The 22,152-nt window shown below is 73.5% G+C and carries 15 protein-coding genes; 12 read left to right on the top strand and 3 right to left on the bottom strand.

The annotated features are described in order from the left end of the window. The first annotated feature begins 47 nt into the window (after nt 1–47). The 7 genes from ABD841_RS05495 to ABD841_RS05465 all read left to right on the top strand — a co-directional run bounded on the left by ABD841_RS05495 (nt 48) and on the right by ABD841_RS05465 (nt 8,176). Nucleotides 48–1,016: a D-ribose ABC transporter substrate-binding protein gene (locus ABD841_RS05495; RefSeq protein WP_344968487.1), complete on the top strand. Its 969-nt coding sequence runs from the start codon at nt 48–50 to the stop codon at nt 1,014–1,016. A 173-nt stretch (nt 1,017–1,189) separates the two neighbouring features. Next, nucleotides 1,190–2,860 carry a glycerol-3-phosphate dehydrogenase/oxidase gene (locus ABD841_RS05490; RefSeq protein WP_344968485.1) on the top strand — a complete coding sequence of 557 codons (1,671 nt, stop codon included), beginning with the start codon at nt 1,190–1,192 and terminating at the stop codon, nt 2,858–2,860. A 38-nt stretch (nt 2,861–2,898) separates the two neighbouring features. Continuing rightward, on the top strand, nt 2,899–3,663 hold the full coding sequence (locus tag ABD841_RS05485) for a DeoR/GlpR family DNA-binding transcription regulator (protein WP_344968483.1): 765 nt from the start codon (nt 2,899–2,901) through the stop codon (nt 3,661–3,663). Then, nucleotides 3,660–4,346: an HAD family hydrolase gene (locus ABD841_RS05480; protein ID WP_344968482.1), complete on the top strand. Its 687-nt coding sequence runs from the start codon at nt 3,660–3,662 to the stop codon at nt 4,344–4,346. The genes ABD841_RS05485 and ABD841_RS05480 overlap by 4 nt, the downstream gene beginning before the upstream one ends. After that, nucleotides 4,343–6,058 carry a dihydroxyacetone kinase family protein gene (locus ABD841_RS05475; protein WP_344968480.1) on the top strand — a complete coding sequence of 572 codons (1,716 nt, stop codon included), beginning with the start codon at nt 4,343–4,345 and terminating at the stop codon, nt 6,056–6,058. The genes ABD841_RS05480 and ABD841_RS05475 overlap by 4 nt, the downstream gene beginning before the upstream one ends. 45 nt (nt 6,059–6,103) lie before the next feature. Next, nucleotides 6,104–6,583, top strand: coding sequence for an RpiB/LacA/LacB family sugar-phosphate isomerase (locus tag ABD841_RS05470; RefSeq protein WP_344968478.1), 480 nt, complete (start codon nt 6,104–6,106; stop codon nt 6,581–6,583). Between the two features lie 51 nt (nt 6,584–6,634). After that, the gene (locus tag ABD841_RS05465) at nt 6,635–8,176 is read left to right on the top strand and encodes an FGGY family carbohydrate kinase (protein WP_344968476.1); all 1,542 of its coding nucleotides are present in this window, start codon (nt 6,635–6,637) and stop codon (nt 8,174–8,176) included. Nucleotides 8,177–8,371: 195 nt separating this feature from the next. Here the strand turns inward: ABD841_RS05465 and ABD841_RS05460 are convergent, their stop codons facing one another. Then, nucleotides 8,372–9,463 (bottom strand): C45 family autoproteolytic acyltransferase/hydrolase, encoded by a 1,092-nt coding sequence (locus ABD841_RS05460; RefSeq protein ID WP_344968474.1) that lies wholly within the window; start codon nt 9,461–9,463, stop codon nt 8,372–8,374. A 291-nt stretch (nt 9,464–9,754) separates the two neighbouring features. Then, on the bottom strand, nt 9,755–14,188 hold the full coding sequence (locus ABD841_RS05455) for a cation-translocating P-type ATPase (protein WP_344968472.1): 4,434 nt from the start codon (nt 14,186–14,188) through the stop codon (nt 9,755–9,757). Between the two features lie 141 nt (nt 14,189–14,329). Between ABD841_RS05455 and ABD841_RS05450 the strand changes: the two genes are divergently transcribed. Beyond that, complete coding sequence (locus tag ABD841_RS05450) at nt 14,330–15,340, top strand: LLM class flavin-dependent oxidoreductase (RefSeq protein WP_344968470.1); 1,011 nt, start codon at nt 14,330–14,332, stop codon at nt 15,338–15,340. A gap of 117 nt (nt 15,341–15,457) precedes the next feature. On the opposite strand, the gene ABD841_RS05445 is transcribed toward ABD841_RS05450, so the two are convergent. Further along, the gene (locus ABD841_RS05445; RefSeq protein WP_344968468.1) at nt 15,458–16,687 is read right to left on the bottom strand and encodes an NAD(P)/FAD-dependent oxidoreductase; all 1,230 of its coding nucleotides are present in this window, start codon (nt 16,685–16,687) and stop codon (nt 15,458–15,460) included. 113 nt (nt 16,688–16,800) lie between these two features. Between ABD841_RS05445 and ABD841_RS05440 the strand changes: the two genes are divergently transcribed. Genes ABD841_RS05440 through ABD841_RS05425 form a run of 4 tightly spaced genes read left to right on the top strand, consistent with a single transcriptional unit; the run spans nt 16,801 to nt 22,051 of the window. Beyond that, nucleotides 16,801–18,246, top strand: a complete 1,446-nt coding sequence (locus tag ABD841_RS05440; protein ID WP_425581950.1) for an aldehyde dehydrogenase — start codon at nt 16,801–16,803, stop codon at nt 18,244–18,246. Nucleotides 18,247–18,281: 35 nt separating this feature from the next. Then, nucleotides 18,282–19,124 (top strand): glucose 1-dehydrogenase, encoded by an 843-nt coding sequence (locus ABD841_RS05435; RefSeq protein ID WP_344968465.1) that lies wholly within the window; start codon nt 18,282–18,284, stop codon nt 19,122–19,124. 6 nt (nt 19,125–19,130) lie between these two features. Then, complete coding sequence (locus ABD841_RS05430; RefSeq protein ID WP_344968463.1) at nt 19,131–21,263, top strand: acetate--CoA ligase family protein; 2,133 nt, start codon at nt 19,131–19,133, stop codon at nt 21,261–21,263. Between the two features lie 2 nt (nt 21,264–21,265). Beyond that, nucleotides 21,266–22,051 carry an SDR family NAD(P)-dependent oxidoreductase gene (locus tag ABD841_RS05425; protein ID WP_344968540.1) on the top strand — a complete coding sequence of 262 codons (786 nt, stop codon included), beginning with the start codon at nt 21,266–21,268 and terminating at the stop codon, nt 22,049–22,051. Nucleotides 22,052–22,152: the final 101 nt, after the last annotated feature.

Below are 22,152 nucleotides of genomic sequence, written 5' to 3'. Positions count from 1 at the left end.
GGCTCCACATGTTCCGAAAGATCGCCGCCATCGCAGCGACAGGTGTCATGGCACTCAGCCTCGCCTCCTGCGGTTCCTCGGGTTCCGACTCCGCTTCCGGTTCCGCCGCGAGCGCCGCCCCCGCCTCGGGCGGCGGTTCGGCGGGCGGGACCATCGCCGTCATCACGGTCGACCTCGCCAACTCCTACTGGCAGGCGGAGGCGAACACCGCCAAGGCCGAGATCGAGAAGGCCGGCTACCAGGCCACGGTCAACGCCCACGGGGCCGACCCCGACAAGCAGAACCAGCTGCTCGACACCGCCATCAGCAACAAGGTCAAGGCCGTCATCCTCGACCCTGCCGGCGCCGACGAGTCCGTGGCCGCGGTCCAGAAGGCGACCGACGCCGGCATCCCGGTGTTCCTCGTGAACGCCGAGATCTCCCAGCAGGGCATCGCCAAGTCGCAGATCATCTCCAACAACGCCCAGGGCGCCACGATCGGCGCCGAGGCCTGGGTGAAGGCGATGGGCGGCAAGGGCAAGTACGTCGAGCTGTTCGGAAACCCGACCGACAACAACGCCCAGGTGCGCTCCGACGGGTACGCCGCCGTCATCTCCGCCTACCCCGACCTCAAGAAGGTCGGCCAGGAGACGGCGAACTGGGACCGCGCCCAGGGCAAGGAGAAGATGGAGGGCCTCCTGGCGGCCCACCCGGACATCACCGGCGTCATCGCCGGTAACGACGAGATGGCGCTCGGCGCGATCGAGGCCCTCACCGACGCCAAGATGATCGACAAGGTGAAGGTGCTCGGTTTCGACGGGAACGCCGACGCGGTCGAGGCGGTGCGGTCCGGGACCATGGTCGCCACGGTGCTCCAGCCCATCGTCCAGGGCACGACGAACGCCGTCACCCAGGCCGTCGAGTACCTCAAGAGCGGCAAGACCGGTGTCGCCGACGAGAAGCAGAGCATCGACTGCGTGCTGATCACCAAGGAGAACGCCGACAAGTACACAGCCCCGTTCGTCCTGGAGAAGTGAGCGGGCGGCATCCGAAGCGGGGTACCGAGCCGGCCGTCGCCGTCGCCTCGCGGCGGCCGGCACCCCCTCACCACCCGGAACCGGAATCCGAAGATCCCTACCATCTGCCAGAAAGGGCCCGATAGCGCATGCCGAACGGCCAACTGAGCCCTGCGAGGCGCGCGGAAGCGCTGGTGCGACTCGCCCGCACGGAATACGACGTCCTCGTCATCGGTGGTGGCGTCACCGGTGCCGGGGCCGCCCTCGATGCGGCCACACGCGGGTTGGCCGTCGCGCTCGTCGAGATGCGCGACTACGCGGCCGGCACGTCCAGCCGGTCGGGCAAGCTCATCCACGGAGGTCTCCGCTACCTTGAGCACTTCGACTTCGGCCTCGTCCGCGAGTCGCTGCGCGAGCGCAAGCTGCTCCTGAAGGACCTCGCGCCGCACCTTGTGAAGCCCATCCGATTCCTCTACCCGCTCCGCCGGCGGGTCTGGGAACGCGCCTACATGGGCGCCGGCCTCCTGCTCTACGACACCATCGGCGGTGCCGGCGCGGTGCCCCGCCACCGGCACCTGTCCCTCGGCGCGGTGCGGCGCCTCGCGCCCGGCGTCAAGCGGAGCGGGCTGATCGGCGCGATCACGTTCTACGACACCCAGGTCGACGACTCGCGTCACACCCTGGAACTCGTCCGCACCGCGGCGGCCCGCGGCGCGGAGGTCGCCTCCGCCGTCAAGGTCATCGGGCTCGTCACGTCCGGCGGCGCCGTCCGCGGCGCGGAGGTGCGGGACCTGGAGACCGGGGAGACCTTCACCGTCCGCGCCAGGCACGTGGTCAACGCCGCCGGCGTCTGGACCGACGAGCTGCAGAGGCTCGCGGGAGGCAGGGCCGGCTTCAGCGTGAAGGCGTCCAAGGGCGTCCACATCATGGTGCCGCGGGAGAAGATCCGGAGCGACATCTCGCTGTTCGTCCGCGCCGAGGACAGCGTCCTGTTCGTGCGGAGTTGGGGCCGGCACTGGCTGATCGGCACCACGGACACGGCGTGGACCGCCGGGCTCGACCACCCGGCGGCGACCTCGGCCGACATCGACTACCTGCTGCGCAACGTGAACGCCGTGCTGGAGACCGAACTCACCCGCGACGACGTCGACGGGGTCTTCGCCGGGCTCCGCCCGCTCATCCGCGGCAACGCCGGTACGACGAGCAAGCTCAGCCGGGAGCACGCGGTGGAGACGTCCGTCCCCGGGTTCACGACGGTCACGGGCGGCAAGTACACCACCTACCGGGTCATGGCCAAGGACGCGATCGACGAGGCGGTGAAGGGGCTCGGCCGCCGGGTGCCCCCGTCGCGCACCGAGAGCGTCCCCCTGATCGGTGCCGTCGGCTACGCCGAGACCAGGGCGCGCAGAGCCCAGCTCGCCGCGTCCGGCGGTCTCACCCCGGCCCAGGTCGACCACCTCCTCGGCCGGTACGGCTCGCTGACCGAGGACCTGATCGCCATGATCGTCGAGCGCCCGGAGCTCGGGCGGCCCATCGACGGCGCGCCGGACTACCTCCTCGCCGAGGCGGTCTACGCCGTCACGCACGAGGGCGCACTTCACCTCGACGACGTCCTGACGCGCCGTACCCACATCGCGATCGAGACGCGCGACCGGGGCGTCGCCGCCGCGCGCGCGGTCGCCCCGGTGATCGGCGCGGAACTCGGGTGGGACGCCGAGCGCGCCGGGAAGGAGCTCGGTTTTTACCTCGCCCGGGTCGAGGCGGAACTGGCCTCCCAGCGCCTTCCCGATGACGCGTCGGCCGTGGCGGCCCGCGATATCGTCAGGGACCCCCGGCTCCGAGTGGCGGACGGCGAGCGGCTGTGACGAACCTTCGGAGCGTCCCCGACGTCGAAAGAGCCCCCGTGCGGAAGAACAAGGCTCGTCAGAACCAGATCGCCGACCTCATCCTGGGCCAGGGGTCGATGACGGCGCAGGAACTCGCGGAGAGGTTCGGCGTCAGCGTCATGACGATCCACCGTGACCTCGACGAACTGGAGCGGCAGGGCGTCCTGCGCAAGGCGCGCGGCGGCGCGACCGCCCAGCCGAGCGGTGTGTTCGAGTCCCGTGTGGCGTTCCGGCACGCGGCCGCCATCGAGCAGAAGCGCCGGATCGCCCGGGCGGCGCTGCGCCACGTCGAACCCGGCATGTCCGTGATGCTCGACGACTCGACGACCGTCCTGCACATGGTTCCGGGCCTCGCGGAGCTCTCCCCGCTGCACGTCGCCACGAACTTCCTCGCCGCGCTCAAGGAGCTGACCGCCCTGCCGGACATCCGTGTCATCGGGATCGGCGGCGACTACGACCCGCTGCACGACTCGTTCCAGGGCATGCACGCCATCGAGGCCATCGAGGCCATCCACGCCGACGCGCTGTTCATGTCCACCTCGGCCGTCTCGGCCGGCCACGCCTACCACCAGGAGGACCGCATCGTGGCGTTCAAGCGCGCGATGATCGAGTCCGCCTCCGCGCGGTACCTGCTGGTGGACAACAGCAAGCTGGAGAAGACCGCGCTGCACCGGCTGGCCCCCCTGTCCGTCTTCGACCTGGTGATCACCGACTCCGAGGCGAGCTCGCAGGCGCTCGACGCCCTTGAGGCGGCCGGAGCGACCGTGGAGGTGGCCTCATGACCGACGCCCGGACCATCGACGGGGTCGTGTTCGACCTGGACGGTGTGATCATCGAGAGCGAGCACCTCTGGGAGGAGGCCTGGCGCGACTTCTCCGAGTCCCGGGGGCGCCCGTGGGAGTTGTCCGACACCCTGGCCGTCCAGGGTATGAGCGCGCCCGAGTGGGCAGGCTACCTCGCCGCGCACGTCGGCGCCCCCGGCGACGCGGACGTGGCCCGCGACCACTGCGTCGACGGCCTCGTCGGCCGCATCCGGCGCGGTGAGGCCGAACTCCTCCCCGGCGCGCGGGAACTGGTCGTCAGCGTGAGCGACCGGGTGCCCATCGCGCTGGCGTCGTCGGCCGCCCGCAGGGCCATCGACGCGGTGCTCCGCCACCACGACCTGGCCGGCCTGTTCACCGCGACCGTGTCCAGCGAGGAGGTGCCTCGCGGCAAGCCGAGCCCCGACGTCTACCTCGAGGCCGTCGCCCGGCTCGGGATCAGCCCCGGCAACGGCCTCGCCGTGGAGGACTCCAGCAACGGCATCCGGGCCGCGTACGCCGCCGGCCTGCTCGTCGTCGGGATTCCGAACGCCACCTACCCACCGAAACCAGACGCGGCGGCACTGGCGGACCACCTTGCCGCCGACCACGTCGATGCGCGCGAGTTCATCCTCGCGCAGTTGTCCGAGGGAGTACGCCGGTGACGAAGGTCTACAACGACCCCGCCGAATTCAAGAACGAGGTCATCAACGGGTTCGCCCTCGCCTACCCGGACTATGTCGAGCGGGTGCCCGGCGCCTCCGGATTCATCCGGTGCGGCGGCCCGCGCGCGGGCAAGGTCAGCCTGGTCGTCGGCGGCGGGTCGGGCCACTACCCGTCCTACTCGGGGGTGACCGGCGTCGGGTTCGCCGACGGCGCCGTACTCGGCGACGTCTTCACCTCGCCCTCGGCCGAGCAGGTCTACCGGGTCGCGCGGGCCGCCCACGGCGGCGCCGGCCTGGTCCTGGCCTTCGGCAACTACGCCGGTGACCGGCTGAACTTCGCCGCCGCCGCGGACCGCCTGCGCGCGGAGGGCGTCGACGTCCGCATCGTGTACGTGACCGACGACATCGCCTCCGCCGCCGCCGCCGAGGCGGACAGGCGACGCGGGATCGCCGGCACGTTCACCGTCTACAAGATCGGCGGTGCCGCTGCGGAGCGCGGCGACGACCTCGACGAGGTGGAGAGGATCATGCGCGCGGCGAACGCCCGCACGTTCTCGTTCGGCGTCGCCTTCGCCGGCTGCACCTTCCCCGGGCAGTCCGGCCCGCTGTTCGCCGTGGCCGAGCGCACGATGGACTTCGGACTGGGCATCCACGGCGAGCCCGGCGTCCGCTCCGACGCCTGGATGCCCGCGGCGAAGATCGCCTCGGCGCTGGTGGAGCCGCTTCTCGCCGAACGTCCCGAGGGCGCGCACCGCGCCGCCGTGCTTCTCAACGGTCTCGGGGCCACCAAGTACGAGGAACTGTTCCTGCTCTGGAACAACGTGCGTCCGCTGCTCGTCGACGCCGGCGTCGAACCGGTCATGCCGGAGGTCGGCGAGCTCGTCACGAGCCTGGACATGGCGGGCTGCTCGCTCTCGATCACCTGGCTGGACGACGAACTGGAGGAGCTCTGGCGGGCCCCGGCGCAGACGCCCGCCTTCCGCCGGGGCAGCGTCCGCACCGCGACCTCCGAACGCTACGTCGCCCCGGCGGCGGCCGCCGCCGCGGGCACGGCCGGGCAGGCCGCCCCCGAGTCGGAGCGCGCCGCCGTCGTCGTCAGGGAAGCGCTCCGCGCGATGACCGCCGTCGTGGTCGAGAACGAGGACGAGCTCGCGCGGATCGACGCGATCGCCGGCGACGGCGACCACGGTTCCGGCATGGTCCGCGGGCTGCGCGCCGCCGAGTCGGCGGCCGGGGCGGCGCGGGGAGGCGTCGCCACCGTCCTCGCCGCGGCCGCGAGCGCCTTCGGCGACCGGGCCGGCGGCACCTCCGGGGTGCTGTGGGGCCTGTTCCTGCGCACGATCGGGGAGTCCCTCGGCAACGACGAGCCCGTCGACGCGGCGCGGCTCGCGCGGGCCGTGCGGCGGGGCGCGGAGGCGATGAAGGACTTCGGCGGGGCCGAACTCGGTGACAAGACCATGCTCGACGCGGTCTTCCCGTTCGCCGACGCCCTCGACGCGAACCTCGCCGCGGGCTCCGCGCTCGCCGACGCGTGGGCCGCGGCGGCCCGCTCCGCGGTCGAGGCGGGCGCCGCCACCGCGCATCTCGTGCCCAAGGTCGGCCGGGCTCGTCCCCTGGCCGAGCGCAGCGTCGGATCCCCGGACGCCGGCGCGACCTCGATGGGCCTCATCCTCACCGTCGTCGGCGGCGTGCTCTCCCGGCACCGCGGCTGACGCCGGACCTCTCACTGACGGAACGTACGAAGGAGACGAATATCCATGGCTTCCAAGCGCTGGCGGATGGCGATCGGTTCCGATGTCGCCGGGCTCGCCTACAAGGAGATGATCCTCGCGGATCTGCAGGACGACGACCGGGTGGAATCGGTCCGGGACCTCGGCGTCCCCGCGTCGGATCCGGAGAGCGAGTCCTACGGCCAGGTCGGTATCAGGCTCGCCGAACTCGTCGCGGCGGGGGAGATCGACCGGGGTGTCCTGATCTGCGGCACCGGCATCGGCATGGCCATCAGCGCCAACAAGGTGCCCGGAGTGCGCGCCACGGTCGCCCACGACTCCTTCAGCGCCGAGCGGTCGATCCTCTCCAACAACTGCCAGGTGCTCGCGCTCGGCCAGCGCGTGATCGGGCCCGAGCTGGCGCGCCGGCTGGTCAAGGAGTGGCTCGGCTACGAGTTCGACAGCTCCTCCCCGTCGAATGAGAAGGTCGTGGTCATCACCCGGTACGAGGAGCGCTTCGCGAGCTAGGGATCCGTCCCCGGCCGCCGAGCGCAGCGCAGTCACGAAGGAGCGAGAAGCATGGCCATCCTGTGCGTCGACGCAGGCACCACCATGGTCAAGGCCGTGATGTTCGACGAGGAGGGCCGCGAGCTGCAGGTCGCCCGCCAGGCGACGCAGGTCTGGCGACGCTCCCCGGGCTTCAGCGAGCAGGACATGTACAGCGTCTGGGACGCGGTCGTGTACACCGTCCGGTCCGTCGTCCACGGTGCCCGCGAGCCGGTGCGGATGCTCGCGTTCACCGGGCAGGGGGACGGGTGCTGGCTGGTGGGACCCGACGGCCGCCCCACGGGCCCGGCCATCCTGTGGAACGACGGGCGGGCCGCCGACATCATCGACCGGTGGGAGGCCGGCGGGGTGCTCGACGACGCCTTCAGGATCAACGGGAACTACGGCTTCGCGGGCACGTCCGGCGCCATCATGAAGTGGCTGTGGGCCAACGACCGGCAGCGGCTCGACGCGTCGCACAAGGCGCTGTACTGCGACGGCTGGCTGTTCCTGCGGCTCACCGGCGAGTACGCGGCCGAGGAGTCCGACGCCGCCTCGCCGTTCTTCGACATCCGCGGGCGCAAGTACTCGCCGGAGATCCTCGACCTCCTCGACATGCCCTGGGCCGAGCGGCTCCTGCCCGACGTCCGGGGCGACGGCGACCGGGCCGGTGAGCTGCAGCCGCTCGCCGCGGCGGAGCTGCGGCTCCCGGCGGGGCTGCCGGTGGTCATGGCTCCCTTCGACATCCCGGCCACGGCGATCGGCATCGGGGCCGTCACCCCGGGTCACGCCTGCACGATCCTCGGGACGACCCTGTCCACCGGGACGCCCATCGCCGCGGTGGACACCTCGGGCACGCCGGCCGGGATGACCCTGCCCTCCGGCGTACCCGGGGGATACCTGCGCTCCCTCGCCGCGATGTCCGGGGTGGAGGCCATCGGCTGGGGGATGAAGCTGATCGGCCTGGACAACCCGAACTGGATCTCCGACCTCGCGCAGACCGTCGATCCCGGCGCGGGCGGCATCTTCTTCCACCCCTACCTCAGCCCGGCGGGCGAGCGCGCCCCCTTCCGGGACACCCGTGCCCGCGGCTCGATGAGCGGGCTCACCTTCGAGCACACCAGGTCCCACATCGCGCGCGCCATGCTGGAAGGGCTGAGCTACGTCGTCCGTGAGTGCCTGGAGTTCTCGGGCACCCGCGCCACGGAGCTGCGCATCACGGGAGGCGGCGCGAACAGCGACTTCTGGTGCCGGCTGCTCGCCGACATCACCGGCGTGCCCACGCTGCGGTCCGTCGACTCCGAGATCGGGGCCAAGGGCGCGTTCGTCACCGCGCTCGTCGCGTCCGGCGACGAGCCCACCATCCAGGCCGCGGTCGAACGGCACGTGTCCACACGCGACGTCTTCGAGCCCGACGAGAAGCGTTCCGCGCTCTACGACGAGCTGTACGGCGACTTCCTGGCCATCCGCGACGGGATCAGGAACGACTGGGGCCGCCTGGCCGCCTCCCGGGCCCGCCACCGGCCGGTGGACCCGGTCGCCGGGGAGGACACCGGCCCCGTCGTCCTCGGCTGACAGCGAAGACGTAGCCGAGCGCCTCCCACCAGGGTCTGACCCGTCGGCTGACCGGCCTCGAGGTCCTCAACGGGATCCGTCGGCCCTGGCGGGGAGGCGCTCATCTGCACTCACCGGGCGCCGCGTCTCCGGGGCCGCCGCCGAGCGTGCCGGGGGCGGCGATGTCTTCGCCCGAGGTCCGGTCCGCGGGTGAGCTCAGAACGACTGCCAGGTGCGCGGGGTCACGCCGCACGGGCCGCCCGGGTGGAACTCCAGGCGGGACGCCTCCAGGTCGAGGCTGATCGTCATCAGCGTCTCCCACCGGTCGGTGATGGGGGCGTCCGCGTCGGGATGCGCGCACAGCGGGGCCCCGTCGGGTGCGTGGGACAGCAGCGCCCTCGCCCGATCGGTCAGGTCGGCGGAGCGCAGCGCCGGGCGGCGTTCGGCCAGCGTGGCCAGCCGGTCGCGGCTGTCCGAGTCGTCGGCGTGGCGTTCCCCCCGGGCCAGTTCCGGGTCGAGGAAGTGGTTGGTGTGCAGGAGCGTGCCGTCCTGCTCGGGCCGTACCTCGCCGAGCCCCGCCGGGGAGAGTTCCAGGCACACGGCGTCGGAGTGCCCCCGGTCGAAGCCGACCACGGTGATCACGGTCGAGGCCGAGGTACGGGCCGACGCCGCGATGTCGCGGGCCTCGCCGACGGTTCCGGCCTCGTCGAGGATCCGGCGGGCGACCAGGTGGACGGGAACGCCGATCTCGTCGGTGTCGGAGCCGTGTTCGAGGAAGTTGAAGTGCACGCCGAGACCCCGGCTGTTCACGCCGATCTTGGCGAGCACGCCCAGCTCGGTGAACGTGCGGACCCGGTGGCCGGGCCGCGGCTCGTAGGCCCATACGAGCCGGACGTCGCGGAGATGCTCGTGCCAGTCCCACGTCTGGATGGTGCGCGGGGGCCGCCCGTCGCGTGGCAGGTGCACGGCCGTCGAGCACTCCCCCCTCGGGACCGTGGCGCCGCGCCGTACGGCGCTCGCGGCCAGGATCTCGGTGCGCGCGTTCAGCGCGCCGATCTGCCAGGCGGGCAGCCCGCTGCCGTCGGCGATCGCGTTCATCTCGGTGGTCAGCCGCGGGCACCAGCCGTCCGTCACGGCGAGGGCCTGCTCGCCCCATGTCCGCACCTGCGCCGCCGAGGAGCCCGAGGCCGCGAACAACTCGCCGTAGCGGGTGAAGGTCGACGCGATCTCGTCCCGCCAGGCGCGGCCGAAGGCGAAGCCCCGGAGTGCGGGGTCATGCTCGGCGGACTCGAATCGTCTGACTGTCACGGCGCGGCTCCCGTCTGCTGCTGCGTTGTCCGCGCCGGATCACGGGGATCACAGCCGAGGGCGGCCCGCGCGAAGTCGCCGATGGGTTCGAGCACCTCGTCCCTCGCCGTGCTCGTGCCCGTGACGACGTGAAAAGCATAGATGTCCGTAATGTCGGTGCAAGTAGGGGCGAGACCGGGGCCGCTCTCCGGCGGGCACCGGTCTCGTCATGGGGAGGCACGGCGCCGGACGACCCGCCGGGTCGCGGCGAAGCGGCTCCGGGCCTTCGTGCGGTTCGCGTCTCCGGGTGATTCATGCCTCCGCGTGGTTCGTGTCCCCGTGCTCGCCGTGTCCGGCCGGGGCCGGGTGGGGCCCGCCCCGCAGGCCCAGGCGTTCGAGCGGGAGGAAGCGTTCGGCGAGCACGGCCGCGACGACGGCGGCGAGCGCGATGCCCCAGGCGAGGGGGTCCAGCGGCACGCAGCCGAAGAAGTGGCTGACCCCCGGGACCTGGACGACGACGGCCAGCGCGGCCGCTGAGCCCAGCGAGCTGAGCAGGACGGCACGGCTCCGGCCGCCGGCCAGGAGCGTCTGGGCGAGCTGGGTCCCGACCAGGGCGACCAGCCCGACGGTGCGGGCGCGGGACCGGGGCCCGGTCAGCCGGGCGAGCGTCCAGCCCGCTCCCGCGCCGAGGGTGGTGAAGACCGCCCGCCGCACGATGTCGTGGGTGAGGGCCGCGCCGAGGGAGGACTCCGGTCCCTCGTCGAGCAGGGCCGCCGCCGCGTCCGCCGAGGGGGCCCGTACGGCGATGGCCAGTGCCGGGGCGAGGTCGGTGAGCATGTTCACCAGCAGGAACTGCCGCGCCGAGAGCGGGGAGCGGCCGGTGGCGAGCGACACGGCGGTGGTGAAGCCGATCTCGCCGAGGTTGCCGCCGACGAGGATGGCCAGGGCCTCCCGTACCGAGGCCCACATGGCCCGCCCCTCGACCAGGGTCGAGATGATGGTCTCCAGGCTCTCGTCGGCCACGACGAGGTCGGCCGCGGCCTGGGCGGCCGGGGTGGCGCCCAGGCCCAGGGCGATCCCGATGTCGGCGAGCCGGATCCCGGCCGCGTCGTTGGAGCCGTCGCCGGCCATGGCGACGACCTTGCCCAGCCGCTGGAAGGACCGGATCACCCTGACCTTGTGGGCGGGGGTGCACCGGGCGACCACGTCCACCGTCGGCAGGATCTTGTCCAGCTCGGAGTCGTCCATGTCGTCGACGTCGTTGCCGGTCAGGACGTGGAGGTCGGTGTCGTCGGTCACGTGGGCGGCGATGGCGCCGGCCGTGCCGGGGTGGTCCCCGGTGACGATGACGATCTGGACGCCCGCGTTCCGCAGGCCCGCCACCGCGGACACGGCGGTGTCGCGCACGACGTCGGCGAGCCCGAGCAGGCCGGCGAAGGTGAGGTCGCCGACCACGTCGTCGTCGAGCCGGTCGGTCTCCACCCGCCGCTCCGCGACGGCGAGGACCCGGTGCCCCAGGGACGCGAGATGCTCGATACGGTCCTCGACGGCGCGACGGCCGCGGTCGTCGAGCCCGGAGCATCTCGGCAGCACGGTCTCCGGGGCCCCCTTGACGCTGAGGAGCCGGTCCGCGCCGGAACGCCCGAGCGTGGCGTGGTAGCCGCGGGAGGACTCGAAGAGGAGCGCGGTGATCTCCTCCCAGCCGTCGGCGCCGGTCTGACGCGAGACCCCGAGGCCGGCCGCGCCCTCGCCGATGGCCTCGTCCGTGAGGTGGCTGTAGTTGCCGTCATCGGAGTGCGGCGTGGCGCGCAACGCCGCGGCGACCACCTTCCGCAGGGTGTCGTCGAGCTCGGTGACGTCCTGCTCCCGGTCGGCGTCGCCGACCCTGGCCAGCCGGATCCGCCCCTCCGTCAGCGTTCCCGTCTTGTCGAAGCACAGCACCTCGACGCGCCCGAGCGCCTCGATGGTCCCGGGATTGCGGGCGTGGACGCCGCGGGCGGCGAGCCTGCGGGTGGCGGCCAGCTGAGCCGCGCTGACCAGCAGCGGCAGGCCCTCGGGGACCGAGGCCACCGCCAGGCCGATGCCCTCGCCCAGGGTCTCCCGGAGCTGCCGTCCGTGGCTCAGACCGGACAGGGTCACTCCCACGGCCGATCCGATGGCGAGTGGCGTGGTCGCCCGGGTGATGGCGGCGAGCCGTTCCTCGACGCCGCTCACCCGCCTGGCGTCCCCGGTGGCGGCCATCGCGCGCCCGGCCTCGGTGCCGTCCCCCACGGCCACCACGACCGCGGTGGCGCAGCCGGCGGCGATGGTCGTCCCCTCGTACAGCATGGAGCGGCGTTCGGCGACGTGCCGGGCGAACACCGGCCCGCTGCCCTTGGACACGGGCAGGGACTCGCCGGTCAGGGACGACTCGTCCACCTCCAGGCCGTCCGCCTCCAGGATGCGGCAGTCGGCGGGGACCACCTCCCCGGTCTCGAGCATGACGACGTCTCCGGCCACCAGCTCCACCGCCTCCACCTGGCACTCCGCGCCGTCGCGCAACACGCGGGCGCGCACCTTGGCCAGGGTGGACAGCTCCGCCAGGGTCCTGGCGACGGCCGTCCGCTGCGCCCCGCCCACCAGGGCGGACAGGCCCATGACGCCGAGGACGAGCGAGGCGTCGACGGCGGAGCCGAGGATCGCCGAGCCGGCCGCGCCGGCCGCCAGCACCGGGGTGAACGGGTTGGCGAGCTCGGCGCCGACGGCGCGGGCCAGCGTCCAGGGTGCCGACGGGGGCTTCGCGCGGGTCATACGGCGCCGCTCCGCCTCCGCCGCCGTGAGCCCGGTCCGGCGGGTCTCCAGCTCGGCGAGCACCTGCTCGCCCGGCATGGCGTGCCAGGGCGTCGCGGGCGGCGCCGGGACGGTCGTCTGCCGCATGCTCTGGTGGGCCTGCCAGGTGCCCTGCACCAGCGAGAGCGCGGCGACGCCGTTCACCGCGGACAGCACCTGCCCGGTCACCCGGCTCATCCGCCCGGTCAGCCCGTAGATCGCGGCCACGGTGGTGCCCGCCCTGGCGAGCGTCACGCCGCGCTCGCTGACCCGGCGGGCCGCGCCCGCCGACTCGATGATCAGGGCCGCCGTGGTCAGGTCGTCGCCCACGAGCAGGTCGGCGCCCCACGGCGGCAGGCCGCCGGGGCCGGTCACGCCGATCGCGCAGTCGGCGGCCGCGAGCGCCCCGCGGTCGCGCGAGAGGAGCAGGACGACGGCTCCGCCCCGCTGCAGCCGGCGTACCGACGCCGTGAGATCCGCGCCGCCCGCCACCCGGTCGCCGGACCTGCCCGGCAGGTCGGGTTCGTCGCCCGCCGCGACGAGCCGCAGCCCGGCGCGGCGCGCGGCCACGGTGAGGGCGTGCGCCTCGGGAGCCCGGCGGGCGACGACCGAGACGACGGCGTGCAGCCGGTCCCCGCGGGTCAGGGCCAGCACGTGCGCGGCGGAGCCGGCCCGGAAGCGGTCGCGGTGTTTCCGGCCCGCCCAGCCCGTCCGGGGCAGGTCGTCGTACGGGCCGAGCGCCCAGTCCCCGTCCCGGTGCGTCTCTCCCGGCGCGGCCGGGTCGAACAGCCCGTGGATCCGGGTGGCGACCTCCTCGTGGTCCGCGTACTCGGCCGGGGCCACCTCGCCGATCATCATGTGCTCCGAGACCAGCGCCTCGCCGTCCACCACCACCGTGTCGACCCGGTCCAGCCGGCTCAGCGCCGCGGGGTCGGTGATGATCACACCGCGCTGGGAGAGCAGCGCGCCCAGCTCGGCGGCGAAGGCGTCCCGGCCGGCGGAGGACGCCTTGGGCAGGCCGGCGAGGGCGACTTCGAGGCCGCGGTGCGTGTCACCGGTCAGCAGGCTGCCGACCAGGCTGCCGATCGCGCTGCCGGAGAGGACCTGCCCGGCGTGCCGCTCGATCGGGCCGTCGGGCAGCGGAGCGGCCCGCTCGGGTGCCTGCAGGTGCGCCTCGGCGCGCTGCGGGGTGCCGGTCAGCTCACCCTCCTTCCGCGCCCACAGGGCGATCTGCAGCTGCGCCTGGCGCATCTGCAGCACCCGCTGCACCAGGTCGATGGCCAGACCGGTCCCGCCCGGGGTGAGGGTCTGGACGGTGGTGTTCACCAGGGGCATCCACGACCGGCATGCCGGGACCGACCTGTCGATCACGCGCCGCAGCTGGGGGACCGCGCTCATGTACCCGGCGACGCCGGCGGCCCCCGGGGGCAGCGGAGCCCGGTGGACCAGCCATTCCACGGCGGTCACCGCGAGACCGGCCGCGTCGGCGGCCAGGAGGAGGGCGGTGGGCGGCCCGCCCGCCGTGCCCTGCGTGGCGGCGGGGTTCTTCTCCAGCGCGGCCCGTTCCACCTTGTCGAGGATCGCGCCGAGGTCGTCGGCGGCCGGGGGCGGCTCCGTCACGCCGACGATCGCCCGCCGGAGCGGGACGTTGACCCGGGCCCACCGCACGGAGGGATGCACGCACAGGGCCGACTCGATGGCCTCGCACTGCTCCTCCTGGATCGGGCAGCGGAGCTCGAGGTGGATCCGGCCCGGATACGTCCACGTCGAACGGCGCATGCCGGTCAGGCCGGCGACGGCGCTGCCGGTCAGGCGGGCCGCCTGCCGCGGCACCTGCGACATCCTGCCGGCCGCGTCCGCGGCCCATCTGGCCGGCGCCGCCACGAGATCCTGACCGGGCAGCCGGGGCAGACGCGGAAGAGAGACACCAAACACCATGTCCGGTTTCTACCCATAAGAGATTTATTACGCATGATGGGAGTTTTTGGAGAACGTCGGGCGGGGTGGCGGGCCATTGCCCGGCGGGGACAATCAGGGTAGATTCATGAATATCAATAGCATTGAAGCGAGGAGGGTGGCGTGTCGCTGACGTTCGGCCTCGCCGTCATGAACGACTTCCCGCCGGGTACCGTCGCCGCCGACCGGATCGCCATGCTCCGCGAGCAGGTCCGCGCGGCCCGTGCGTCCGGGATCTCGTCGATCTGGGTGTTGCAGCACTACCTGGGCAACATGCCGACGCTGCAGCCGGTGGCGTTGCTGGCCGCGCTGGCGCAGGACGCCGGGGAGATGAGGCTGGGCACCAACATGTTCATCCTGCCTCTGCGGCACCCGGTCGAGGTGGCCGAGGAGTTCTCCACGCTGGACCACATCAGCGGCGGCCGGGCGATCGCCGGCTTCGGGATGGGGTACCGGGAGAACGAGTTCGACTCCTTCGGGATCGCCATGGGCGACCGCGTCGGCCGGTACGAGGAGAGCATCGAGGTGATCAGGCGGCTCTGGTCCGGAGAGCCCACCACCTTCCACGGGGACCATTTCCGGATCGAGAGCCAGAGCATCAGCCTCGAACCGGTGCAGCGGGGCGGGCCGCCGATCTGGGTCGGCGCGGGCCCGCACAAGACCGGCGCGCACCGTGCCGCCCGCCTGGGAGACGCCTGGATCGTCCCCCCGCACGTGCCGCCGGAGAGGCTGGGCGTCCTGCACGGCCACTACCTCGCCGAGCGGGAACGACTCGGCCGCGGCGCCGGCTCCGGTCTTGTGGTCCGCCGGGAACTGGTGCTCGACGAGGACCGCGACCGCGCGCGGGCCATCGGGATCGAGGCGCGCGGTGCGCTGACCCGCAAGTACGCCGCCTTCAACGCGCCGCAGGGCGGCGACTACCGCCACCTGCGGACGGACCGGGCGGCCGCGGAGGTGGCCGACGCGTCCTACCTGTTCACCGATCCGGCCGGCGCGGTCACGGCGCTGAAGGAGCTCGAGGCGCAGGGGGTGACCTACGTCGTCCTGCGCGCCCAGTGGTACGAGCTGCGGCAGGAGCAGGTGCTCAAGACCCTCGACCTGTTCCGGCGCGAGGTGCTCCCCGCCTTCCGCTGACACCGCCGTCCGCCGAAGCCCACGCCGGCGTCGGCGCCGCCCGTGGGGTGGCGCCGCGGGGGAACGTGGCGCCGCCCGTGGGGTGGCGCAGTGGGAAACGCGATGCCGCCCGTGGGCTCACGCCCGCGCCGGTGCCCGGCGTTCCCACGGCGCCTCGTCCAGCACCGCCGAGAGCGGGCGGCGGTCGCCGACCGCCGTCCGGCAGCGGGCGAGGGCGGCCGGCATGTCCATCGCCGCGGCTCCGGTGACCCGGCCGTCCTCGGCGTACAGGACGAGGAACCTCCCGGACTCCAGCGACCCCTCGGCCGTGACCGGTTCGGCGCCGGCGCCCGGCACGCCGAGGCACTGGATCCTGGACCCGTACTGGTCGCTCCAGAAGTACGGCACCTCGGTGAGCGGCCGCCGGTCCCGGGGCGCGGCGAGCAGGTTCGCCGCGACGAGCGCGGCCGTGTCCCCGGCGCCGGTCCAGTGTTCGAGCCGGATCGTCCCCCGGCCGTCCGGGTGCGGCATCCGCGCGACGTCCCCGGCGGCGAAGACGCCCTCGGCGGACGTGGCTCCCGTCCGGTCGCAGAGCACGCCGTCGTCGAGCGCGAGACCCGAGCCCTCCAGCCACTCGGTGTTCGGGACGGAGCCCACGGCCAGCACGACGAGATCGGTCGGGATCGCCGTGCCGTCGGCGAGGACGACCGTGTCCGCGCGGCCGTCGCCGCGCACCGCGGTCACGCCGGCGGAACAGCGCACCGTCACGCCGCGGGAACGGTGCAGCGCCGCGACCGAGGCGCCGACCGCGCCGCCCAGCACGCGTGCGAGCGGCTGGTCCAGCCCTTCGAGCAGGTCGACCTCGACGCCCCTGGCGCGGGCGCTCGCGGTGATCTCGCACCCGAGCACACCGCCGCCGATCACGGTGACGTGCGAGGCCGAGCCCAGCGCGGCGCGCAGGCGCAGGCAGTCTTCCCAGGTGCGCAGGGTGTGCACGTTGGCGTGGCGGGTGAAGGCGGTGATCGTCCGTGCGCGCGCGCCGGTGGCGATCACGAGGCGGCCGAAGGGCAGGGTCTCCCCGCCGTCCAGGGTCAGCTCCCGGCGGCCGGTGTCGAGGGCGACCGCGTGGCGGGAGAGCCGCAGGTCCAGGCCGAGTTCCGGATACCTGCCGGGGTCGCGGAGCGGTTTGGGTCCGGCCGGTTCGTCCTCGGTCAGCAGCGACTTCGACAGGGGTGGGCGGTCGTAGGGCGGGTGAGCCTCCCCGGAGACGAGCGTGACCGGGCCGGTGTGCCCGAGCCGCCGCAGCCGCTCGGCGGTCCGCAGGCCGCTGAGGCCACCCCCCACGATCACGATTCGCTCATCGGTCATCGGCGTCTCTTTCCTTGACCCCTGTCTCAGGGGTGGCTTAAGTTGTGTTTCATTATCATGAAATGTGGCGAAAATGTGAAGGCCGCAGCACCTGGAGGGCCGGTTCGGTGTCGATGATGGAACGTTCGGAGCTGTTCATCGGGGGCCGGTGGGTCCGGGGAAAGGGCTCCCGCCCGATCCAGGTGCGCAACCCCGCGACCGGTGAGCGCGTGGGCGGCGCGAGCCTCGCCTCACCCGCCGACGTCGACGACGCGGTCGCCGCGGCGCGGGAGAGCTTCGACTCGGGAGTGTGGGCGGGCGCCGCGCCCGAGCGGCGGTCCGAGGTCCTGAGCGCGGCGGCGGACCTGCTGGAGAAGCGGGCGCCGGAGATCGCCAGGCTCATCACGTCCGAGCTCGGCTGCCCGATCTGGTTCAGCGAGCGAGCGCACGTGCCCAACCCGATCAGGCATCTGCGCTACTACGCCGCGATGGCCCGGGACTTCACCTACGACGAGCGCAGGACGGACGGCGTGAACACGAGCCTCGTCACGCAGGAGCCGGTCGGCGTGGTCGGCGCCGTCACCCCGTGGAACGGCCCGTTGAGCACGCCGGTCCTGAAGGTGGCGCCCGCGCTCGCGGCGGGCTGCTCGGTGGTCCTGAAGCCCCCGCCGGAGACGCCGCTGACGGCGTACCACCTCGCCGAGGCGCTGGCCGAGGCGGGCCTTCCCGAGGGCGTGCTGAGCGTCCTGCCCGGCGACCGGGACGCGGGCGAGCACCTCGTGGCGCACCCCGGGGTGGACAAGGTCGCGTTCACCGGCAGCAGCGCGGCCGGCAAGAAGATCATGGCGGTCTGCGCGGACCGGATCGCGAGGGTGACGCTGGAGCTCGGCGGCAAGTCCGCGGCGATCATCCTCGACGACGCCGACGTCGACCGGGTGGTCCCGGCGCTGCTGCCGATGGCGCTGCTCGTCAACGGCCAGGCGTGCATCGCGCAGACCCGGCTGCTGGTCCCCGGGAACAGGCAGGCCCGGCTCGTCGAGGCGGTGGCCGAGGCGCTGCGGGCACAGCGGGTCGGCGACCCCATGGACGCGGAGACGACGATCGGCCCGATGGTCAGCGAACGGCAGCGGGAGCGCGTCGAGGGCTACATCGCCGTCGGCCGCGACGAGGGCGCGCGGGTCGTGGTCGGCGGGGCGCGGCCCGTGCTCCCGGCCGATCTCGCGCACGGCTGGTTCGTCACCCCGACGCTGCTCGCCGACGTCGACAACTCCATGCGCGTGGCACGGGAGGAGATCTTCGGACCGGTGCTGGCGGTGATCCCCTACGACACCGACGAGCAGGCGGTCGCGATCGCCAACGACTCGCCCTACGGGCTCTCGGGGTCGGTGTGGAGCGGTGACGAGGACCGGGCACTCGCCGTCGCCCGCCGGATCCGGACCGGAATGGTCAGCGTCAACGGCAGGCCGCAGGCGTTCGGGTCGCCGTTCGGCGGCTACAAGCAGTCCGGTGTGGGGCGGGAGATGGGCCCGGAAGGCTTCCGCATCTACCTGGAGACGAAGTCGATCGCGGTCCGGTCCTGACGGCCGCCGCCCATCCTGACACCCTGGGAGAACAGTTGAACGGACGTCTGCCCGGCCGCGTGGCCGTGATCACCGGTGGGGCCAGCGGCATAGGGGAGGGCACGGTCCGGCGGTTCCACGCCGAAGGTGCCAAAGTCGTGATCGCCGACGTTCAGGAGGCGGCGGGCAGGGCGCTGGCGCGCGAGCTGGGCGCGGACACGGTGTTCGTGCGGACGGACGTGACGCGGGAGGACGAGGTCGCCGCGGCGGTGGACACCGCGGTCGACCGCTTCGGCCGGCTCGACGTCATGTTCAACAACGCCGGGATCATGGGCGCGCTCGGGCCGATCGACAGGACCCGCCTCGACGACGCCGACGTCACCGTGGCCGTCAACCTGCGTGGCGTCCTGTGCGGGATGAAGCACGCGGCCCGCGTGATGAAACCGCGGCGCTCGGGTGTGATCGTCTCCACCTCCAGCCCGGCCGCCCTGATCGGCGGCGTGGGCGCCCACGTCTACAGCGCGGTCAAGGCGGGCGTCATCGGGCTGTCCAACTCGGTGGCCGCGGAGCTGCGGCCGTACGGCATCCGGGTCAACACGATCGTGCCCGGCGCGGTCGTGTCCGCGATGACGGCGGAGATCCTCGCCGACGGCGCCGGTGACATCGACGGCGCCGAACGCGCGTTGAGCAGGTCCGCCTTCATGGACCGCCCGCTGCGCCCCGCCGACGTCGCCGCCGGCGTGCTCTATCTGGCGAGTGACGACGCGGCGTTCGTGACCGGCGTCGTCCTGCCGGTGGACGCCGGCATGACCGGCGCGGGCGGGACGTCCCCGTTCGCCTCCGGCAGGTACGGGGAACCGGCCGCGATGCTCGGCCCGCGCGCCGCCGCCGGGAGCTGAGCGCCGGTGGTCACCTCCGCACAGCTCAGGGCGTTCTTCGAGCCGCGCTCGTTCGCACTCGTCGGCGCCAGCGACAAGTCCACGTTCTCGCGGCTGCTCTACCGGAACCTGGTCGCCGCCGGCCACGAGCCGTCCACGTTCCTGGTGAACCCGCGCTCGGACCGGGTGCACGGGCGCCGTACCCGTCCCAGCTGCGTGGCGATCGGGCGCCCGGTCGACCTCGCGTTCGTGATGGTGCCGGCCACGGCCGTCGCGGACGCGGTCCGCGACGCCGCGGCGGCGGGCGCGCGGGGAGTGGCCGTGCTGAGCTCCGGCTTCGCGGAGACGGGGGAGGAGGGCCGGCGCCGCCAGCGGGAACTCGTCCTCCTCTCCGAGGAACTCGGCGTGGTCCTCCTCGGGCCCAACGTCCTCGGGTTCGTCGACGTCGCCGCCGGGATCCCGGCCATGGCGCTGGCCGGTCCGCCGGGGAGCGCCGGGAACGTCGCGCTCATCTCCCAGAGCGGCGCCAGCTGTGGGGCGATGAAGGACTTCGCGGCGCTGGCGGGCGTCGGGCTCTCCCACGTGATCACCGTGGGCAACGAGGCGATGGTGACCGTGGGGCACCTCCTCGACCACCTCGTCGACGACGAGCGGACCCGGGCCTTCGCCGTGTTCATGGAGGCGATCCGCGAGCCCGAGGTCTTCGCCGCGGCCGCGCGGCGGGCCGCGGCGGCCGGGAAGGCGATCGTCGTCCTCAAGGCGGGCCGGAGCGAGCTCGCGGCGAAGGCGGCCACCGCCCACACGGGCGCGCTGGTGGGCGACGACCGGGTCGTCGACGCCGTCCTCGCCCGGCTGGGCGTCATCCGCGTGGACACCATCGAGGACATGCTGGTCACGGCCGGCGTCGCGGCGCACACCGGGCCGCTGGCGTCTCCGGGGATCGGCGTGGTCTCGATCTCGGGCGGCGCCTGCGACCTCGTCGCCGACCTCGCCCAGGCGGCCGGGGCGGTCCTGCCGGAGCTGTCCGGCGCCACCGCCGAGCGGGTCGCGGCCGTCATGCCCTCCTACGGTCACGTGCAGAACCCGCTGGACATCACCGGCGCCGCGGTCATCGACCCGGGCATCTGGGAGACCGCCGTCTCCGCCGTCGGCGGCGATCCGGACGTGGGCGTCGTCGTCGCGGTCAACAGCCTGCCGTGGCGCGAGGAGGACCGGCCCTTCTACGGGCAGAAGTACGTCGACGCCATCGGCGCCGGGATGGCCGGGGCCGGCGTTCCGGCGATCTATCTCACCCAGGTCACCCAGCCGATGGGCGCGTACACGCGCGAGGTGCTCGACGCGGGCGGCGTCGCGCACGCGGTGCCGGGGCTCAGGCTGGGGATCGACGCGCTGGCCCGGGTCGCCGGGTGGTCGCGGAGCCGCGCGACGGCCGCGGACTTCACGCCCCCCGCCGTGCCGGTACGGGACGTCCGGCCGGTGCCGTACTCCGAGGCCGACGCCAGAAGGCTCCTGGAGAGCGCGGGGATCCCGGTCGTGCCCGCCCGGCACGTCCACTCCGGCGGCGAGGCCGCCGAGGCGGCGCGGGCGTTCGGCGGGCCGGTCGCCATGAAGATCGTCTCCGCGGACATCGCGCACAAGAGCGACCTCGGATGCGTCCGTCTCGGCGTCCCCGCGGAACGCGCGGCCGCGGTGTACGAGGAGGTCATGGCGGCCGGCCGGGCCCCCGCCGCGGGGGGAGCCCGGCTGGACGGCGTGCTCGTCTCCCCCATGCGGGAGGGAGGCCTCGAACTCCTGGTCGGCGTGACGCGCGACGCCGACTGGGGCCTGGTGCTCGCCGTCGCGCTGGGGGGCGTCCTCGTCGAGGTCCTCGACGACGTCGCGCTCACCCCGCTGCCGGTCTCCCCGGCGCGGGCCCGCGCGATGCTGGAGAGCCTGCGGGGCGCCCCGCTGCTGCGCGGCGTGCGCGGTGGCTCTCCCGCCGGCGTCGGGCGGCTGGCCGAGGTCATCGCCGCCGTCGGGACCCTGGCGGCGGAGCTGGAGCCGCACCTGGAGTCCCTGGAAATCAACCCGCTGCGCGTGGACGGGCCCCGGATCGAGGCCCTTGACGCGCTCGTCGTGTGGCGCACGGCCGACGGCCGGGCCACGGAAGGAAGACAGTGACGATGCTGGACGGGAAGCGGATCCTCATCACCGGCGCGGGCAACGGGATGGGCCGCGAGATCGCGATCGAGGCGGCCAGACAGGGGGCCGCGTTCGTCAGCGTGGCCGACGTCGACCCCGTCGCCGCGGCGGAGACCGTGGCGGCCGTCGAGGCCGCCGGCGGCTCCGCGCAGACCATCGAGGTGGATCTCGCGGACGCGGCCCAGGTGCGCCGGATGGTCGACCGGGCCGTCGAGGGAGCGGGCGGTCTCGACACGCTGGTCAACAACGCCGGTCTGCTGGACCACGCGGTGTTCCCCGGCGCGACGTTCGAGAACCTCCCCGAGGAGGCCTGGGACAGGGTCTACGCCGTCAACATCAAGGCCATCTGGCTCGCGACCAAGTACGCGGCCCCCCACCTGCGGGCGTCGGGCCGCGGGCCGTCCGTGGTGAACGCCTCCTCGGTGGCCGGCATGACCGGCTACGGGCTGCCCGCGTACACCTCGTCCAAGGGCGCCGTCATCCAGCTGACCCGTTCCGCGGCCATCGCCCTGGCGCCCGAGGTGCGGTGCAACGCCTACTGCCCCGGGTCCGTCGAGACGCCCATGAGCCGGGCGCACCTGGCGGCCGCGCAGGACCCGGAGGCCACGCTGCGCTCGATGACCGGCGCGCACTTGATCCCCCGGTTCGGCACGGTCGGCGAGGTCGCCCAGGTGGTGTGCTTCCTGGCCTCCGACGCCGCCTCGTTCGTCACCGGCGCCGTCCTGCCCGTCGACGGCGGGACCACGGCCTGGCGCGGTCTCCGGTAGGGCCGGGGCGGTGCCGGCCCAGGTTTCCGATTCGTTAATAATCCATGCGCATAGACTCTTGACCCTGACCCAAATCTAGGCGAATGATATGCACATCCGGT

It is taken from the genome of Streptosporangium fragile, assembly GCF_039534445.1.
In the GTDB taxonomy this organism is placed as follows: Bacteria; Actinomycetota; Actinomycetes; order Streptosporangiales; family Streptosporangiaceae; genus Streptosporangium; species Streptosporangium fragile.
Note: the sequence above shows the minus strand (reverse complement) of the source record. Positions and strands in the feature narration are given on the sequence as shown.

Bases quoted from the DNA above. Each gene is read 5' to 3' on its own strand.
- ABD841_RS05495 (WP_344968487.1), top strand. From the start codon at position 48: ATGGCACTCAGCCTCGCCTCCTGCGGTTCCTCGGGTTCCGACTCCGCT.
- ABD841_RS05480 (WP_344968482.1), top strand. From the start codon at position 3,660: ATGACCGACGCCCGGACCATCGACGGGGTCGTGTTCGACCTGGACGGT.
- ABD841_RS05470 (WP_344968478.1), top strand. From the start codon at position 6,104: ATGGCTTCCAAGCGCTGGCGGATGGCGATCGGTTCCGATGTCGCCGGG.
- ABD841_RS05465 (WP_344968476.1), top strand. From the start codon at position 6,635: ATGGCCATCCTGTGCGTCGACGCAGGCACCACCATGGTCAAGGCCGTG.
- ABD841_RS05455 (WP_344968472.1), bottom strand. From the start codon at position 14,188: ATGGTGTTTGGTGTCTCTCTTCCGCGTCTGCCCCGGCTGCCCGGTCAG.
- ABD841_RS05445 (WP_344968468.1), bottom strand. From the start codon at position 16,687: ATGACCGATGAGCGAATCGTGATCGTGGGGGGTGGCCTCAGCGGCCTG.
- ABD841_RS05440 (WP_425581950.1), top strand. From the start codon at position 16,801: ATGATGGAACGTTCGGAGCTGTTCATCGGGGGCCGGTGGGTCCGGGGA.
- ABD841_RS05425 (WP_344968540.1), top strand. From the start codon at position 21,266: ATGCTGGACGGGAAGCGGATCCTCATCACCGGCGCGGGCAACGGGATG.